Below are 16,690 nucleotides of genomic sequence, written 5' to 3'. Positions count from 1 at the left end.
GACTCAGTTCCTTGTCTGAAAGCTAATTCATTTGACTATATTACTTGAACCCTATCGCCGTCTTTAACTTGAATGCTTGATTTTTTATCCCCTCGAATGCTTAGTGTAACAGATGATTGTGTGATTGGTAAGCTTAGAATTTTACCTTGAGTAACTGTCCCAGCAATTTTTCCATCTACCAGGAGTGGAAGTTTTTGGGAGGATAGTTGTTTGATAGGTTTTGGATAATGAATAGTAACTCTCATATGAACCTCCTTGTAATCTAGTTTCATTATAGCAAAAAAAGAAAATATGTAAACGTTTTCTGACACTGTTTTCCCCTGTAGGCTTGCTTGAAGAATAAGAAACTGCTATAATTTTGAAGAGGTAGGAGTTTATATGAATTATCTTCAGAATTATATTTTAAGTAAAAGCGGTTATTTGCCATCTGATAAGTTATTCATTCTGCAAAAAGAACTAGAAGATTTAGATGATGAGGCTTTAAACGTTCTTATGATGGTTGAGATGCGTCACCCTCTTGTCGCTCTTATTTTGGCTATTTTCTTCGGTGAGTTTGGTGTCGACCGTTTTTATGTCGGGAATAAAGAATTGGGATTTGCCAAGCTGATTGCTTTTGCAGTATCTTTTGTTACGCTATTTATCTTGATTGGGTTCTTGTTATTTTTGGGACTTTATTTGTGGAAGTTTATTGATTGCTTCTTAATCATGCGAGCATGTAAGGAGGCGAACTTTGAGCGTTTGATGCTACAAATCCATCAATATAAGGCTTTTCAGCATAGCCATCAGACATTTTAAGTAAGATATTTTTGTGAATAAGGGGAGGCTTGGTATTGTCTTCCTTTTCTGTTTTTTAGCAGGATGTAAAGTACTTGTAATATGGAACGAGCTTTGTCACAGAAGTGACATTTTATGGAACAGCATTTATGATATAATGATAAAATATGCTAGTTGAGAGGAGAATTTCTATGCAGACAAAGAAAATGAGTATGTTTTTATTTTTTGCCTATCTCCTTTTACTTACTTGGATGATTGTCTTTAAGATGGACTTGAGCATCTTATATGGACGCTATGGTTATGCTAGTATAAACTTAATTCCGTTTGCAGGAACAGCAGTCTATGATGGAGTGCTGGATTTTCCAGAAATTCTATTTAATATTGTAAGTTTTATTCCCTTTGGTATTTATATGGAAATGCTATTTCGCAAGGCATCGTGGGTGGCTAATCTACGTTTGATTATGTTAGTGAGTCTCTGCTTTGAGGTTCTGCAATATCTTCTTTTACTTGGAGTTGCAGATATAACTGATTTACTGGCTAACGGCTTAGGGGGAGCAATCGGTATTAATGTCATGTATGTCTTGACCAGTATTTGGCGGGAGAAGGCCTATGTTCGTATGAATATTTTTTGTTTTGCGCTAACGTTTTTTGTTATATTAATAACTTATTTAACTCTGTAAGTCTTGCCAAATATGTCTGTGGTTTGCTAAAATGAATATAATGAATATTAAGGAAGAGATTATTAAATTATCTCAGGAAATAGGAATTTCAAAAATTGGTTTTACAACGGCTGATGATTTTGCTTATTTGGAGAAATCACTTCGTGCTAGTCAGGAAGAGGGGCGTTCGTCAGGATTTGAACATAAGAACATTGAAGAACGTATCCGTCCCAAACTGTCGTTAGAATCTGCCAAAACCATCATTTCTATCGCGGTAGCTTATCCTAGACATTTGCCTGTCAAACCGCAGAAGACCCAATACAAACGTGGAAAGATTACCCCTAGTTCATGGGGACTTGATTACCACTATATCTTGCAAGATAAGATGGAGCGTTTGGCACGGGGAATTGAGAAATTGACGGATGGTTTGGAATACAAGGCTATGGTAGATACAGGAGCTTTGGTGGATACAGCGGTCGCTCGTCGTGCAGGAATTGGCTTTATCGGGAAGAATGGGCTAGTCATTTCTAAGGAATTTGGTTCCTATATGTTCCTAGGAGAATTAGTGACCAACCTGGACATCGAACCAGATCAGCCTGTAGATTATGATTGTGGTGACTGTAATCGCTGTGTTGCAGCCTGTCCGACGTCTTGTTTGTTAGGTGACACGACCATGAACGCCCGCCGTTGTCTGTCCTTTCAGACACAAGATAAGGGTATGATGGACTTGGAGTTTCGTAAGAAAATCAAGACGGTCATTTATGGTTGTGATATTTGCCAGATTTGTTGTCCTTACAACAAGGGAATTTCCAGTCCACCTGTGGTGGAGATCGACCCTGATTTGGCCGAGCCTGAGCTGATTCCCTTCTTGGACTTGTCAAATGGGCAATTCAAGGAAAAATTTGGTATGATTGCTGGTTCTTGGCGAGGGAAAAATATTCTCCAGCGCAATGCCATCATAGCCTTGGCTAATAGTAATGATCGCTCTGCTATTCCCAAACTCCTAGAAATCATCGATAAAAAACAAAATCCGGTCCACATGGCAACGGCTATCTGGGCCTTGGGGCAATTGGTCAAACAGCCCAATGATGAAATGGTAGACTTTATCGCAGGTATTTCATCAGACAATGATGATGTCATAGCAGAGCAAACAGCCTTTCTCAACATGGTCAAGGACTTGCAAATGTGATATAATAAAGATTATGAATAAAAATGAGGTGTATATGGATACAGCAGAAATTCGCCAAAAGATTGAAGAACTTGGCAAAAAATTAACTTCCTTTAGGGGGTCTCTTTGACTTAGAAGGTCTGGAAGAAGAGATTGCCATTCTTGAGAACAAGATGACGGAGCCAGATTTCTGGAATGATAATTTGGCAGCCCAGAAGACGTCTCAGGAGTTGAATGAATTAAAAAATACTTATGGAAATTTCCATCAGATGTTGGATTTATATGATGAATCCGAAATTTTGCTAGATTTTCTGGCAGAAGATGAGTCTGTTCGGGATGAACTGGTTGAGAAGTTGGCAGAATTGGACAAAGCCATGACTGCCTACGAGATGACCTTGCTCTTGTCGGAACCCTATGATCACAATAACGCTATCTTGGAAATCCATCCAGGTTCGGGTGGTACCGAGGCACAAGACTGGGGAGAAATGCTCCTGCGGATGTATCAGCGTTATGGAAATGCCAAAGGTTTTACAGTGGAAACCTTGGATTATCAAGCTGGTGATGAGGCAGGTATTAAGTCCGTAACTCTAAGCTTTACTGGACCAAACGCCTATGGCTTGCTTAAGTCAGAAATGGGTGTTCATCGTTTGGTGCGCATCTCACCTTTTGACTCAGCTAAGCGTCGTCATACTTCCTTTACATCTGTAGAGGTAATGCCTGAGTTGGACGATACCATTGAAATTGAAATCAGAGATGATGAAGTGAAGATGGATACCTTCCGGTCAGGAGGTGCTGGTGGACAGAACGTCAACAAGGTCTCAACTGGTGTTCGCTTGACGCACATTCCGACAGGGATTGTGACTCAGTCCACAGTTGACCGTACTCAGTATGGAAACCGAGACCGTGCAATGAAACTCTTGCAGGCTAAATTGTATCAATTGGAGCAGGAGAAGAAAGCGGCAGAAGTTGACTCACTCAAGGGAGACAAGAAAGAGATCACTTGGGGAAGTCAGATTCGTTCTTATGTCTTTACACCTTATACAATGGTAAAAGACCACCGTACTGGTTATGAGGTGGCTCAAGTCGATAAGGTTATGGACGGAGACTTGGACGGCTTTATAGATGCTTATTTAAAATGGCGAATTAGCTAAGATCCTGTATTTACAAGTGAGGTGCTTGTATATAAGAGAGAGTTTTTCGCTCATCAAGGAAGTTTTTTGAGAGAATACGGACTGTATTTTGAAAAAAACGTTCTCAAATCTAAAGAAAGGACTGTCTAAGACAGGAAATCCTATGGGAATAATAGAAATGAAAGACGTTTCCAAGAAATATGGAAACGGAACGACTGCCCTTCGCGGAGTATCAGTCAATGTTGAAGCGGGAGAATTTGCCTACATTGTAGGTCCTTCTGGTGCAGGTAAGTCAACCTTTATCAAACTCTTGTATCGGGAGGAAAAGCTCGATAAGGGGAGTCTAAAGGTTGGTAAGTTTGACCTTGCAAAAATTAAAAAGAGAGATGTTCCTCTTCTACGTCGTAGTGTAGGAGTGGTTTTCCAAGACTACAAACTCTTACCTAAAAAGACTGTCTTTGAAAATATTGCTTATGCGATGGAAGTTATCGGTGAGAAACCACGGAATATCAAGAAACGTGTAATGGAAGTTTTAGATTTGGTTGGTTTGAAGCACAAGATTCGTTCTTTCCCAAATGAACTTTCAGGTGGTGAGCAACAGCGGATTGCTATTGCCCGTGCCATTGTAAATAATCCTAAAGTATTGATTGCTGATGAACCAACTGGTAACTTGGACCCTGAAAACTCTTGGGAAATCATGAATCTATTGGAGCGAATCAATTTGCAGGGGACAACGGTTCTTATGGCAACTCATAACAGCCAGATTGTTAATACCCTCCGCCATCGGGTAATCGCGATCGAAGACGGTCGAGTAGTACGGGATGAAGAACAAGGAGAGTATGGATACGATGATTAGACGATTTTTTAGACATTTTATTGAATCATTGAAGAGTTTGAAGCGAAATGGTTGGATGACAATTGCAGCTATCTCATCTGTAGCGATTACTCTTACTTTGGTTGGTCTATTTGCTTCAGTTATTTTAAACACAGCAAAGCTTGCTTCGGATTTGGAACAGAATGTACGCATCAATGTATACTTGAGAGCGAACTCAACTGATCAAGCTGAGACGATTGTGAACGAAGCAGGAGAGACGGTAGCTAATCCAGATTATCAAAAGGTGTATAATCAGATTACAGCTATAGAAAATGTACAATCTGTTACTTATTCAAGTAAGGATGAACAGTTGCAGAAATTAACAGCTACCTTGGGAGACACTTGGAACTTATTCCAAGGAGATGCCAATCCACTTTACGATGCTTATATCATTGATACGACAGATCCAAATTATGTTAAATCTGTGGCTGCAGAAATTGCAAAAATTGATGGTGTTACAGAGGTTCGAGATGGTGAAGTAGAGACAGAGCGCATTTTCAAGTTGGCTGATTTAGTTCGGACTTGGGGATTGGCAGCGACTGGTTTGTTGCTCTTTACGGCGGTCTTCTTGATTTCCAATACTATTCGAATTACCATTATTTCTCGTAGCCGTGAAATTCAGATTATGCGTCTGGTTGGTGCTAAAAACAGTTATATTCGTGGACCATTCCTCTGGGAAGGTGCCTGGGTAGGGTTCCTCGGAGCTATTTTACCTTCTGTTTTAGTCTATTCTCTTTATAAGATGATCTATACTTCAGTAAATGCTAGTCTTGCTAGTCAAGATTTGTCTCTGATTAGTATGAATGTCTTTGTTCCAGGAATGATTGGCGCACTTTTTGTAATTGGTATTATTATTGGTTCCTTGGGATCAGTCATTTCCATGAACCGCTACTTAAAAATTTAATAGACAAGCTACATGTAAAAAGGTCTGCACAATAATGAGGCAGACCTTTTTGTTATGGATGTCTATGGTGAGAAGATTTGTTCATCTCTTGCTTAATAGTACAGTCGCAGGAACAATCTCCGCAGGATCCTTTTCCTTTGATGAGACTGCGAATAGCAAGAGAAAATAAGATGACGATGATGAGAAAGAGGATAAGAGTAGGCATTAATATTCTCCTTTTTCTAATGTTTTTAGCGTGACGATTGGAAGAGTATTGGCTGGTTTTTTCACTAGGCTGTAGATGGCTGTGATAATTAGAAAGATAGCGATAAATGTCCAGACGGTTGGTAATTGTCCGTAGATAAGTACAAGACCAATCTGATAGATAACCAAACTACTTGCATAGGCTAAACCTGTTTGGAAACCGATAGCAATCCATGTCCATTTGGCTTCTCCCATTTCACGGTGAATGGCACCAATAGCCGCAAAACAAGGGGCACAGAGGAGATTGAAGACTAGGAAGGAATAGGCTGATAATGCTGTATAGTCTTGTTGTAAAAGCCCCCAGAGTTCGGGATTTTCTTCGGTTGTTTCTCCTAATTTATAGAGGATACCAAAGGTGGCAATGACGGTTTCCTTGGCTAAGAGACCTGTAATGGCTGCAACAGTTGCTCGCCAATTTCCAAAACCAAGTGGGGCAAAGAGGAGAGAAAAACTGCGTCCAATGGAGGCTAAGATACTCTCATCTGTTTCTACCATTTGTAAAGACCAATTATAGGAACTACTGAACCAAATAATGATGTTGGTCACAAATATAATGGTACCAGCTCGTTTGATAAAACTAAGCGCCTTATCGAATGCATACCGGAGAACCGTACTGAGTTTCGGTAAGTGATAAGATGGTAATTCCATGATAAAGGGGCTTGCGACTCCACCGAGCTGCTTGGTCTTTTTTAGTGCCATTCCGGATAGGACGATGGCGGCCATACCGACAAAATAGGCGCTTGGAGCAATCCAAGGATTGTCAGGAAAGAAAGCACCGGCTACCAGAGAAATGATAGGAAGTTTGGCAGAACAGGGCATGAAGGTTGCTGTCATAATGGTGATTTTTCGGTCCTGTTCATTTTCAATAGTCCGACTTGCCATGACTCCAGGAACGCCACAGCCTGTGGAAATCAACATGGGAATAAAGGATTTACCTGATAGACCAAAACGTCTAAAAATCCTATCCATGACAAAGGCGACTCGGCTCATATAGCCAATGTCTTCCAAGATTCCCAAGCAGACGAAGAGGACGAAAATTTGTGGTACAAAACCGAGAATGGCTCCGCATCCTGCAATAATGCCATCAAGGACCAGTGATTGTAGCCAGCCAGCGATTTCAAATCGATCTAGATTTTCCTGAATAAGGCCTGGAACAAGCTCTCCGAATAGGACATCATTTACCCAGTCCGTCCCCATTGTACCAACCGTTTGAATAGACAGGAAGTAGGTCAGCCACATGACTGCCGCAAAGATAGGGAGGGCAAGAAAACGATTGGTAACAAGTCGGTCGATGTTATCAGACAGGTTAAAAGTCTTATCGCTGTCTTTTGTGACCAGTTCTGTGATTTTCTCGATAAATTGGTAGCGTTGATTGACGATAATGGCTTCCATATCGTCTGCGTAAATTTTTTCCAAAATGGCAATGATTTCGGTCAAATCAAGCATGTCTTGTGCATTGAGTTGCAATTGATCTAGAATGACTTGATCTTGTTCGAGTAGCTTAATGGCGTAGAAGCGTTTTTGATGATTTGGGATGGAATCCGATAATAGGTCAATAACTTGGGCGAGACCGGCTTCAAATTGCTTATCATACTGAGGATAGATTGGCTCGGCTTGCTGATTGGTAATTTTTTCTACTTCATGGAGGAGCTGGGATATACCTAGCTTTTTTAGTGCACTGATAGGCTGTACAGGAACTCCCAGTTGATAGGAGAGTTGGTCGCTGTTTATTGAGCGACCTTGACTTTTCAGGGCGTCTGTCATATTGAGGGCGATAACAGTAGGAAGGCCCATTTCTAATAACTGCAAGGTCAGATAGAGATTTCGCTCCAAGTTTGTTGCATCAAGGACGTTGAGGATAGCAGCTGGTTGGTCCGCTATCAAATAATCTCTGGCAACCCGTTCTTCTGGTGTGTAGGGAGACAGCGAGTAGATACCTGGTAAATCTTGAATTAGTAAATGCTTTCGCTTTTTGATTGTTCCAGATTTTCTTTCAACGGTGACTCCAGGCCAGTTACCAACACGTTGGTTGGTCCCTGTTAGGAGGTTGAAAAGAGTTGTTTTTCCGCTATTTGGATTTCCTGCAAGGGCGATGTGTTTTGTCATTTCTTCACCTCGCTTGTGATTTGAACACCAATCATTTGCGCTTCGGATTTGCGTAGTGTCAGCTCGTATCCTCTCAAGGTAATTTCGATTGGATCGCCCAAGGGAGCGACTTTTTTGAGAAATAGCTGCGTGTTCTTTGTAAGTCCCATATCCATGAGGCGACGACGGAGTGCACCTGTTGCATAGATGTCCATGACCTTAGCTGAGCTACCAATAGGTGCCTCAGATAGATTGATTATTTCCGTAGCTGACTTTTCTATTAAAACCAGAGATTCAATAATTTCTCTATCTAGGGCTAGACGGCTTGCCTTGACTTGGAAAATAGCATTGGTCTTGGTTTTTGAAATGATGCGAATCTCTTCTCCGACTTTTAAACCCAAGTGCGCTAAGTGTTTACGAATATCATCTTGCGTTAGACAATCTTTGACTAAATAAGATTGTCCAACTTGAAGGTTTTGCAGTTTCATATCGTTTCCTTTGTGATTTTTATAACAATAGTATAGCATAATTCCTTAAAAGTGTCAGATAATTTTTAGGAATGACTTATTTTCGGACTTGTTTTCTCTTTATTTTTTTCCATATTTCCAAAAAATCCATTGACTTTTTTTAGAGATATGATATACTAGTCAAGTACTGCTGGTTTAGCTCAGTCGGTAGAGCGCATCCATGGTAAGGATGAGGTCGCCGGTTCAATCCCGGCAACTAGCATCGAATACTATCGAAAGACCTTGTTTGACAAGGTTTTTTCTTATTTTTGTCCTAAATTCGCCCCAATTGTCAAAAAATCCCTTGACATGAATGTTTATTGTGGTAGAATAGGGCTTAGAAATATGAAAGGAGTAAAACAAATGAACAAGCAACTTGTCATGCAGCAAGCTATTTTTTATCATACACTCCTTTCTAAGCAGGAAAACAGGGCTCATTGATAAACTTATGAAGTTTTTCGTGGGCTATATTTTGAAACATTGAGACAATCAAGCACTGTGGCCATGGTGTGATAAAAATTGTCGACTATGTTCAAGAGCTGGTCTATTTTTGTGGACTTACGCAAGCCTAGGTGGAGTGAAATGCTTCCCTGGGCTTTTTTGCGCGCTTAGAAAGGTAATACTCTTCGAAAATCAAAATTATCCGTTGTCAACTTGCCTTGATGAACTCCAGTTCTATCTTCGACATCGTTTTCTAGGCTACTTTTGATTTTCATTGAGTATAACGTCTATCAATTGTTGCTTATTGAATAAAGTGGCAAATGATAGGTTATAGATTTGTAAAGGAGATATATGTTTCGATTAATTTTTGACTACATCAAGCGTCATAAGTGGCTCTATCTATTGGTTGCTGTGACCTTGATTATTTATGACGCCACACTTTTGCTACCAACGCAAATCATACAGCGGATGGTCGATATACTGACCAAGAATGAATTGACTCAGGCCATATTGGTTCAGGAGATGACCTTATTGTTATTGGTAACAGTACTGAACTATGCAACAGCCTTCATTTGGCATCTGAAATTATTTCAGGCCTCTGTCAACTTCAAGTTTGACATGCAGCAACGTGCCTTTAAAAAATTAGTAACCATGCGGACTCCATTTTATGAAAAATTCCGCTCAGGAGATGTCATGACTCGTTTTTCAACGGATGTGGATGGCCTGATGGAGATGGTGGGTTACGGTCTTATGATTGTCGTCTATGCAGGCGGTATGTTGGCTTTTATCATTCCCACGATGTTCTTCATTGATTGGAAAATTTCGCTAGTAGCTTTACTACCGATGCTATTCATGACACTATGTATATTTTTTATCGGGAGAAAACAAGATAAGGCGATTGATGCCAATAGGGAAGCTGTAGCCCAGCTCAATAATGAAGTTTTGGAGGTCATCGAAGGCATTCGAGTGACTAGGGCTTATAGTAAAAAAGCAACTCAAAAGGCTCAATTTCAAGCTCGTACCAAGCAATTGGCTCAGGGTGGGGATCGCATCACTTCCTTGCAATCATTGTATAATCCATTAGCCACAGTCTGTTTGGGATTATCTACTATTTTCGTGCTTCTCATGGGGGCACAAGCCGTGAAAGCAGGGCAATTGACCTTGGGACAAGTAATTGCCCTTCAATTGTATGTTGGTTCGCTTTTAGAGCCGTTTTGGACACTAGCAGATTTCATCCTTGTTTATCAGACTGGTAAGACATCTTTCGAAAAACTGCAAGAGCTGATTGAGACGGGTGATGATTTGGAGGCTGATGGTTCTAAGGAAATTGCAGAGCTGTCTAGTATTTCCTTCAAAAATTATAGCTTTAGTTATCCACAGGCGGAAAGAGCCAGCCTACAGGACATCAATTGGACACTGAAAGCAGGGCAAACTGTAGGTATCGTTGGGAAGACTGGTTCGGGAAAAACGACCTTGGTTCGCCAATTCTTACGCCAGTATCCGATTGGTCAGGGAAATTTTTTCATCAATCATCAATCTGTTTTAGACTTTAAACGTTCTAGTATAGAGGCAAAAATTGGCTATGTTCCACAAGAACACATTTTGTTTTCAAGGTCTGTTGGAGAAAATATTGCCCTTGGGAAAGTAGCTAGTAGCTCTGAGGAGATTGAACAAGCCATTGCCACAGCAGCTTTTAGTCAAGATTTAAAACGGATGAGTGATGGTCTTGATACCATGATTGGTGAGCGTGGTGTGTCTATTTCTGGCGGTCAGAAACAACGGATTTCCATTGCCCGTGCTTTCCTGCGAGAGCCAGATTTGCTAATTCTCGATGATTCTTTGTCGGCAGTGGATGCTCGGACAGAACGCCAGATTATCCAAAATATTCAAAAAGAACGTGCAGGCAAAACCAATGTCATCGTGACCCATCGTCTATCTGCTGTCAACCATGCAGACTGGGTACTAGTCTTGGATGAGGGGCGTATCGTTGAGGAGGGGCGTCCAGCTGATTTGCTTGCCCAAAGAGGTTGGTACTATGAACAATACCAACGACAACAAAGCCAGGAAGGAGGAGAGTAATGACTATTTTAGGTTTTTTATTAAAACAAATCGGTCGTGTCAAGTGGCTATTTATAGTAGCTGTCGGCTTCTATCTGTTGGCTTCAACCATGGTGCGATTGGCTCCTTTGCTGATTCAGCAGGCGATTGATGGACCGATTACGGATTTAAGCAAGGGTTTGCCCTTTGATGAAGCTGTTTTCTTAAACCAGTCAGCTCAATACATGGGAATGATTATTCTGGGAGCTATTGGCTTCTACCTATCTATGCGTTTACTCATGCATTGCGCCAATCGTATTGCTGAAAATCTGCGTAATCAAGCCTACGATGTTATGCAACGGTTGCCTATTTCTTATTTTGATGATAAGCCCGCTGGAAAAATTGCAACTAGAATTGTCAATGATACAGAAACCCTGCGGACACAATTTTATGGGACCTTAGTTAATGCCTTTAACAATATTGTTCGTTTGCTCTTTACATACGGTGTCCTATTTTACATGAATAGGAGTCTCGGTTGGCTGATGTTACTCTTGATACCACTCTATATCGGTATTCAATTTGCTTACAAGAAAATGACAGACAAGCCAATGAAGGATTTTTATGATGCAAGGAGTGACGTCAATACGCAGGTGAATGAGACCATGAATGGTGCAAGTTTGATTCAACTTTTTGGACAAGAAGAGCGCATCATGAGAGAATTTGAAGTGACTGCTGACAAGATGCGTCGGGCAGATAATAAGATTATCTGGGCCCAGTCTCTTGCCACGTGGAATCTGAGTGGTTTTCTGCAAAATTTAGTCATTGCTGCGATTTTAACGGTAGTCGGCTATCAGTTTCTTGCGGGACAGGATGGAGTTACAGCTGGGAAACTCTTTGTTTATGTCAACTATATCGAAGGAGTCTTCATTGCTTTGGGAGCGCTGGTTCAACAGTTCCCAAATATGCTTCGCTCTTTTGAAACAGGTAAGCGTCTAATGGCCCTTCTAGAAGAAGAAGTGGAGGACGACTGTGATCGTATTTTGGAAGTTGAACAAGGGCAAGTCGTGTTTGAACACGTGAACTTTAGCTATGAAGAAAACAGACCAGTTTTGAAAGATATTACCATTCGGGCAGAAAAAGGAGAAACAGTTGCTTTGGTTGGGCATACTGGGTCTGGTAAGTCTTCTATTATGAACCTCCTCTATCGTTTCTATGATCCACAGGAGGGACGTGTACTGATTGATGGGAAAAACATCCGTGATTATTCCCGTGAAAGCCTGCGCAGTCACATGGGGATTGTTTTGCAAGATCCCTATCTCTTTACAGGGACGATTGCCAGCAATGTTTCCATGAATGAAGAGGAAGCAGATAGAACAAGAATCATGCAGGCGCTAGAAAAAGTTGGTGCAGTGCCTATGCTATCTCGCTTAGAGAAAGGGATTGATGAACCGGTTGTTGAGAAGGGGGCGGCCTTTTCAAGTGGGGAACGTCAGTTGATTGCCTTTGCGCGGACACTCTACTCTGATCCTAAAATTCTGATATTGGATGAAGCAACTTCTCATATTGATACGGAGACGGAAGAAATTATCCAACATGCCATGGAAGTGGTAAAAGAAGGTCGGACAACCTTTATTATTGCTCACCGACTTTCTACCATTCAAAATGCAGACCAGATTCTTGTCTTAGATCAAGGTCGAATTATTGAACATGGGAAACATGAAGAATTGGTTGCACGTGGTGGAGTATATGCTCAAATGCATGAGATTCAAGCAAAGGTGTAATAAGCAGTTAAAAATTCCAAGCTTTGGCTGGAATTTTTTGCTATAATTGACTCATGAAAGCCTTAATTTTTGATGTAGATGATACGCTTTATGATCAGATTCAACCGTTTGAACGTGCTTTGGAAAGACATATTGAAGTAGCAAGGGAGCAAATTGAACCACTCTACCTTTCCTTTCGCAGATATGCGGATGAAGTATTTGAAGCGACAGCAACTGGAAAGATGAGTCTGAAAGACAGTCATATTTATCGGATGAAACATGCTTTGGCAGATTTTGAGTATCAGGTGTCTGATGCAACAGCCTTAGCTATTCAAATAGATTATGATTATTTTCAAGGGCAGATAGAGCTCAGTCCAGTGTTTCTAGAAATATTTTCGTGGTGCCAGGCGCAAGGAATTGCAATGGGGATTATTACGAATGGACCTTATAGACATCAGTTGAGAAAGATACGCACGATGGGGTTAGTTAATTGGTTTGAGCTAGAACATGTCCTTATTTCTGGACAAGTTGGTATCACAAAGCCAAATCCTGCTATTTTTCAACTAATGGAAGAACGTTTGGGGATGTCAGGCGAAGATATTTGTTATCTAGGAGATTCGTTTGAAAATGATGTGGTAGGAGCGAAAGCTGCGAATTGGAAGGCAATTTGGTTTAATCATAGAAAGAGAGTAGAGCCAATAGCTCCCTATCAGGCAGATAAAGTGGTGATAGATTGGGATGAACTGGTCGAAGTTATCCAGTCTTTCTAGTGGTTTCTGCAAGGGATTATCAATTTTTTATAGGTGCGATAGGTAAAATATATTAGCAGGATACCTGTCTTTATGATAGTATAAAATGTAAGCATAGAAGTATAGGTGTGAATCCAAGCAGATTTTTATTCCTACTCTATGAAATTTTTTAAAATGGAGTTACCTATGACACAAGCTTTCTTTCCTATCCATACTCTAGAGACTGTTAGTCCAGAATTACGAGAAAACCTTGCGACTGTCAAGAAAAATAATGGCGGTTATATTCCTAATCTCATCGGTCTTTTAGCCAATTCTCCTACAGCCCTAGAAACCTACCAAACTGTCAGTGGTATCAATCGCCGTAGTAGTCTGAATCCGACCGAGCGTGAAGTGGTACAAATTACAGCTGCCCTTACCAATGGCTGTGGATTTTGCGTGGCAGGTCATACGGCTATTTCTATCAAGCAGGTTAAGATGCCAGATGCTATTCTACAAGCTCTACGCCAGGGAACTCCCATCGAAACGGATGCAAAATTAGATGTTCTCGCTCGATTTACTCTGGCTGTTATTCATGAAAAAGGTAAGGTTGGACAGCCCTTGCTAGAGGAATTTTTCCAAGAGGGCTACACGGCTGAAAACGCCTTGGATGTGGTGTTAGGAGTCAGTCTTGCAACTCTTTGTAATTATGCCAACAATCTCATCAATACTCCTATCAATCCAGAATTACAGGCCTATGCTCTATAGGAGTTCCAGAAGAATATGTATCGAAAACTAGTTAGGACGTTTACGTTATCCTAACTAGTTTTTTTGAATTAACCAAGTATGATTTTCCTAATATACATTTGAGATGGCCTTTGTTTTCTAAAACTAGTTTTAGAAGAGGTATAAAATGTTGAAACTAGTTTCAAAAGAAGACTATTTTCTTTCAAAATAGAAATTAGATTTTAAATGAGGAACTGGGATTGAAAAAAAGTTAATGTGCTATATAATAATATTGTAAGCGCTATCCAGGATGCAGAAATAGAAAGGAGAAATTAATGGGCAAAATCAGTAAAGAAGCTCTAAAAGAACAGATAAAAGATGGAATTATCATTTCCTGTCAGGCTTTGCCAGGCGAACCTCTGTATAGGGAAGAAGGCGGTATTATGCCTTTACTAGTCAAGGCTGCCCAAGAAGCAGGTGCTGTCGGTATTCGGGCCAATAGTGTACGAGATATTAAGGAGATAAAAGAAGTAACTACTTTGCCAATTATCGGAATTATCAAGCGAGACTATCCTCCACAAGAGCCCTTTATTACGGCTACGATGCGAGAAGTAGACGAGTTAGCAGCTCTAGATATTGAGGTCATTGCTCTTGATTGTACCAAGCGTGAGCGTTATGACGGACTCGATGTTGTTGATTTCATTAAGCAAATCAAGGAAAAATACCCCGAACAACTTTTTATGGCAGATATTTCAACCTTTGAGGAAGGATTAACTGCTTATGAAGCAGGCATCGATTTTGTTGGGACAACACTTTCGGGGTATACATCCTATAGTAGGCAGGAGGAGGGACCGGATATTGAATTGGTTGACCGCTTGTGCCGAGCAGGTATCGATGTGATAGCGGAAGGAAAAATACACTATCCTGACCAAGTAAAAATTATTCATGATTTAGGTGTGGCAGGAATTGTTGTAGGCGGTGCAATTACACGTCCAAAGGAAATCGCAGAGCGGTTTATTAGTGCTTTACATAAATAATAAATAGGTTATAGAAAGGAATGGAGTATGAATTTTAAGAAGTTTTCTCAGCTAGGGCAGGCCTTTATGCTGCCAATCTCAATTTTGCCTGTGGCTGGTCTCTTACTGGGAATTGGAGGCGCCTTATCAAATAGTAATGCTGTAGCACAATTTCCTGTATTGGATCAAGCGTGGTTGCAAGCTGTATTCACTATCATGAGTACGGCAGGTAGTGCGGTATTTGCGAATTTAGCGCTGATTTTTGCAATTGGTGTTGCTGTAGGTTTGGCAGATGCTGATAAGGGGACTGCTGGCCTATCTGCTGGGGTTGCATACTTGGTTTATACGGCTACTATTAGTGGCTTTTTAACTCTTTTTGCAGATAAGGGAGCAAGCATTGATACTGGAGTTTTGGGCGCTTTAGCGATTGGTATTACTGTTGCAACTTTACACAATAAATACCGAAAAATTGAATTACCAGCCTTTCTTGGTTTCTTCGGAGGCTCTCGCTTTATTCCAATTATTTCATCATTTGCAGCAATTGCGATTGGTTCCATTTTTTATATAATTTGGCCACCGATTCAGAATTTGTTAGTTGATTTTGGTAAGGCAATCGCAGAGATGGGAAGTTTTGGAACCTTCTTATATGGTTTTGGATTACGTTTGACAGGTGCGTTTGGCTTGCACCATACCATCTATCCAATGTTTTGGTATACTTCATTAGGTGGAAGTGAAGTGGTAGCAGGTGAGACAATCCAAGGTGCGCAAAATATTTTCTTTGCTCAATTAGCAGATGCGAACCATACAGGCTTATTTACTTATGGAACTCGATTTTTTGCTGGTCGATTTGCAACGATGATTTTTGGTCTACCAGCATCTTGTTTGGCTATGTATCACGCAATTCCTAAGGAAAATCGTAAGAAGGTTGGCAGTTTTTATTCAAGTAGTGCATTAACTTCCCTATTGACAGGAATTACTGAACCAATCGAGTTTTCTTTCTTGTTTGTTGCTCCATGGCTATATGTTGTTCATGCATTTTTAGATGGACTATCATTCTTAGTTGCGGATCTCCTGCAAATTCGTATTGGGAACTCATTTTCTGGTGGGCTTATTGATTACTTGATTTTTGGTGTTTTCCAAGGAAATGACAAAACCAATTGGATTTACGTGATTCCTGTTGGCTTGCTTTGGGCAGCAGTTTATTATCTAGTTTTCAAATTTTTAGTAACCAAATTTCACGTGCTAGTTCCTGGTATGGAAAGCAGTGATCAAGCATCGCATTCTGAAAAAGTTTTATCAAACGGTTCTAGTCTTCGTGATAATGCAATTGCTATCATCGATGCTCTTGGTGGACCAGATAATATTGAGAATGTGACTGCCTGTGCGACTCGATTAAGAGTATCGCTCAGAAATAGTGGTCTTGTGGATAAGGGAGTTATTCAGTCTATAGGTGCAACGGCTGTTTTGGATGTAAAAGGAGGAATACAGGCTATTTTCGGAGGTAAGGCTATTCTGTATAGCCAAGAAATCAATCAAATTCTTGGTCTTGAAGAATAGAGTTAGATTTAAGCGAATTAAAAGCATTCAAACTGTACCTATCGGGTATTTTTGAATGCTTTTTGTCTTATTAAGAGTGTTGTGA

Annotated in this window: 16 protein-coding genes and 1 tRNA gene; 13 read left to right on the top strand and 4 right to left on the bottom strand. The window is 40.5% G+C overall.

The genetic code is table 11. From position 1 onward, the window contains the following. Positions 1-35: 35 nt before the first annotated feature. Positions 36-245, bottom strand: coding sequence for a hypothetical protein (locus tag GPW69_RS07755; protein WP_171841475.1), 210 nt, complete (start codon positions 243-245; stop codon positions 36-38). A gap of 133 nt (positions 246-378) precedes the next feature. Between GPW69_RS07755 and GPW69_RS07750 the strand changes: the two genes are divergently transcribed. From GPW69_RS07750 to ftsX, 6 genes are all read left to right on the top strand, one after another. Continuing rightward, the gene (locus GPW69_RS07750; RefSeq protein WP_074391762.1) at positions 379-795 is read left to right on the top strand and encodes a TM2 domain-containing protein; all 417 of its coding nucleotides are present in this window, start codon (positions 379-381) and stop codon (positions 793-795) included. Positions 796-965: 170 nt separating this feature from the next. Further along, positions 966-1,454, top strand: a complete 489-nt coding sequence (locus GPW69_RS07745) for a VanZ family protein (RefSeq protein ID WP_074391763.1) — start codon at positions 966-968, stop codon at positions 1,452-1,454. A gap of 40 nt (positions 1,455-1,494) precedes the next feature. Further along, a complete protein-coding gene (gene queG, locus GPW69_RS07740) occupies positions 1,495-2,622 on the top strand; it encodes a tRNA epoxyqueuosine(34) reductase QueG (protein ID WP_074391764.1) in 1,128 nt (375 codons plus the stop codon). Between the two features lie 34 nt (positions 2,623-2,656). After that, positions 2,657-3,752 (top strand): peptide chain release factor 2 gene (prfB, locus tag GPW69_RS07735; RefSeq protein WP_105135597.1). Its coding sequence is split into 2 segments (ribosomal slippage): positions 2,657-2,728 and positions 2,730-3,752, totalling 1,095 coding nucleotides; the frame shifts between segments, so codons are not numbered across the junction. A 142-nt stretch (positions 3,753-3,894) separates the two neighbouring features. After that, on the top strand, positions 3,895-4,587 hold the full coding sequence (gene ftsE, locus GPW69_RS07730) for a cell division ATP-binding protein FtsE (RefSeq protein ID WP_023369634.1): 693 nt from the start codon (positions 3,895-3,897) through the stop codon (positions 4,585-4,587). Continuing rightward, complete coding sequence (ftsX, locus tag GPW69_RS07725; RefSeq protein WP_023369636.1) at positions 4,580-5,509, top strand: permease-like cell division protein FtsX; 930 nt, start codon at positions 4,580-4,582, stop codon at positions 5,507-5,509. Before ftsE ends, ftsX begins: the two co-directional genes overlap by 8 nt. A gap of 52 nt (positions 5,510-5,561) precedes the next feature. Here the strand turns inward: ftsX and GPW69_RS07720 are convergent, their stop codons facing one another. Genes GPW69_RS07720 through GPW69_RS07710 form a run of 3 tightly spaced genes read right to left on the bottom strand, consistent with a single transcriptional unit; the run spans position 5,562 to position 8,325 of the window. After that, complete coding sequence (locus GPW69_RS07720) at positions 5,562-5,714, bottom strand: FeoB-associated Cys-rich membrane protein (protein ID WP_105119105.1); 153 nt, start codon at positions 5,712-5,714, stop codon at positions 5,562-5,564. Beyond that, positions 5,714-7,858: a ferrous iron transport protein B gene (gene feoB, locus GPW69_RS07715; RefSeq protein ID WP_074391766.1), complete on the bottom strand. Its 2,145-nt coding sequence runs from the start codon at positions 7,856-7,858 to the stop codon at positions 5,714-5,716. The genes GPW69_RS07720 and feoB overlap by 1 nt, the downstream gene beginning before the upstream one ends. Continuing rightward, positions 7,855-8,325, bottom strand: a complete 471-nt coding sequence (locus tag GPW69_RS07710) for a FeoA family protein (RefSeq protein WP_014637631.1) — start codon at positions 8,323-8,325, stop codon at positions 7,855-7,857. Before GPW69_RS07710 ends, feoB begins: the two co-directional genes overlap by 4 nt. 168 nt (positions 8,326-8,493) lie before the next feature. Here GPW69_RS07710 and GPW69_RS07705 point away from each other — a divergent pair. The 7 genes from GPW69_RS07705 (at position 8,494) to GPW69_RS07675 (ending at position 16,605) form a co-directional block, all read left to right on the top strand. Continuing rightward, a tRNA-Thr gene (locus GPW69_RS07705) sits at positions 8,494-8,566 on the top strand. Positions 8,567-9,135: 569 nt separating this feature from the next. Continuing rightward, entirely contained in the window at positions 9,136-10,863 is a 1,728-nt protein-coding gene (locus GPW69_RS07700; protein WP_074391768.1) for an ABC transporter ATP-binding protein, read from the top strand. After that, positions 10,863-12,602 carry an ABC transporter ATP-binding protein gene (locus GPW69_RS07695; RefSeq protein WP_074391769.1) on the top strand — a complete coding sequence of 580 codons (1,740 nt, stop codon included), beginning with the start codon at positions 10,863-10,865 and terminating at the stop codon, positions 12,600-12,602. The genes GPW69_RS07700 and GPW69_RS07695 overlap by 1 nt, the downstream gene beginning before the upstream one ends. 53 nt (positions 12,603-12,655) lie before the next feature. Then, on the top strand, positions 12,656-13,351 hold the full coding sequence (locus tag GPW69_RS07690; RefSeq protein WP_074391770.1) for an HAD family hydrolase: 696 nt from the start codon (positions 12,656-12,658) through the stop codon (positions 13,349-13,351). 165 nt (positions 13,352-13,516) lie between these two features. After that, positions 13,517-14,074, top strand: a complete 558-nt coding sequence (locus tag GPW69_RS07685) for a carboxymuconolactone decarboxylase family protein (protein ID WP_141668704.1) — start codon at positions 13,517-13,519, stop codon at positions 14,072-14,074. 293 nt (positions 14,075-14,367) lie between these two features. Then, positions 14,368-15,069 (top strand): N-acetylmannosamine-6-phosphate 2-epimerase, encoded by a 702-nt coding sequence (locus tag GPW69_RS07680; RefSeq protein ID WP_024406720.1) that lies wholly within the window; start codon positions 14,368-14,370, stop codon positions 15,067-15,069. A gap of 27 nt (positions 15,070-15,096) precedes the next feature. After that, positions 15,097-16,605 carry a PTS transporter subunit EIIC gene (locus tag GPW69_RS07675; RefSeq protein ID WP_044673958.1) on the top strand — a complete coding sequence of 503 codons (1,509 nt, stop codon included), beginning with the start codon at positions 15,097-15,099 and terminating at the stop codon, positions 16,603-16,605. The last annotated feature ends 85 nt before the right edge of the window (positions 16,606-16,690 follow it).

Source organism: Streptococcus suis (assembly GCF_902702775.1).
In the GTDB taxonomy this organism is placed as follows: Bacteria; Bacillota; Bacilli; order Lactobacillales; family Streptococcaceae; genus Streptococcus; species Streptococcus hashimotonensis.
The sequence above is the reverse complement of the archived record's forward strand: the minus strand, read 5'-3'. Positions and strand labels throughout refer to the sequence as shown.

Excerpts from the sequence above, each read along its gene's own strand:
- GPW69_RS07755 (WP_171841475.1), bottom strand. The coding sequence starts at position 245 with ATGAGAGTTACTATTCATTATCCAAAACCTATCAAACAACTATCCTCC.
- GPW69_RS07750 (WP_074391762.1), top strand. The coding sequence starts at position 379 with ATGAATTATCTTCAGAATTATATTTTAAGTAAAAGCGGTTATTTGCCA.
- GPW69_RS07745 (WP_074391763.1), top strand. The coding sequence starts at position 966 with ATGCAGACAAAGAAAATGAGTATGTTTTTATTTTTTGCCTATCTCCTT.
- queG (WP_074391764.1), top strand. The coding sequence starts at position 1,495 with ATGAATATTAAGGAAGAGATTATTAAATTATCTCAGGAAATAGGAATT.
- ftsE (WP_023369634.1), top strand. The coding sequence starts at position 3,895 with ATGGGAATAATAGAAATGAAAGACGTTTCCAAGAAATATGGAAACGGA.
- ftsX (WP_023369636.1), top strand. The coding sequence starts at position 4,580 with ATGATTAGACGATTTTTTAGACATTTTATTGAATCATTGAAGAGTTTG.
- GPW69_RS07720 (WP_105119105.1), bottom strand. The coding sequence starts at position 5,714 with ATGCCTACTCTTATCCTCTTTCTCATCATCGTCATCTTATTTTCTCTT.
- feoB (WP_074391766.1), bottom strand. The coding sequence starts at position 7,858 with ATGACAAAACACATCGCCCTTGCAGGAAATCCAAATAGCGGAAAAACA.
- GPW69_RS07710 (WP_014637631.1), bottom strand. The coding sequence starts at position 8,325 with ATGAAACTGCAAAACCTTCAAGTTGGACAATCTTATTTAGTCAAAGAT.
- GPW69_RS07700 (WP_074391768.1), top strand. The coding sequence starts at position 9,136 with ATGTTTCGATTAATTTTTGACTACATCAAGCGTCATAAGTGGCTCTAT.
- GPW69_RS07695 (WP_074391769.1), top strand. The coding sequence starts at position 10,863 with ATGACTATTTTAGGTTTTTTATTAAAACAAATCGGTCGTGTCAAGTGG.
- GPW69_RS07690 (WP_074391770.1), top strand. The coding sequence starts at position 12,656 with ATGAAAGCCTTAATTTTTGATGTAGATGATACGCTTTATGATCAGATT.
- GPW69_RS07685 (WP_141668704.1), top strand. The coding sequence starts at position 13,517 with ATGACACAAGCTTTCTTTCCTATCCATACTCTAGAGACTGTTAGTCCA.
- GPW69_RS07680 (WP_024406720.1), top strand. The coding sequence starts at position 14,368 with ATGGGCAAAATCAGTAAAGAAGCTCTAAAAGAACAGATAAAAGATGGA.
- GPW69_RS07675 (WP_044673958.1), top strand. The coding sequence starts at position 15,097 with ATGAATTTTAAGAAGTTTTCTCAGCTAGGGCAGGCCTTTATGCTGCCA.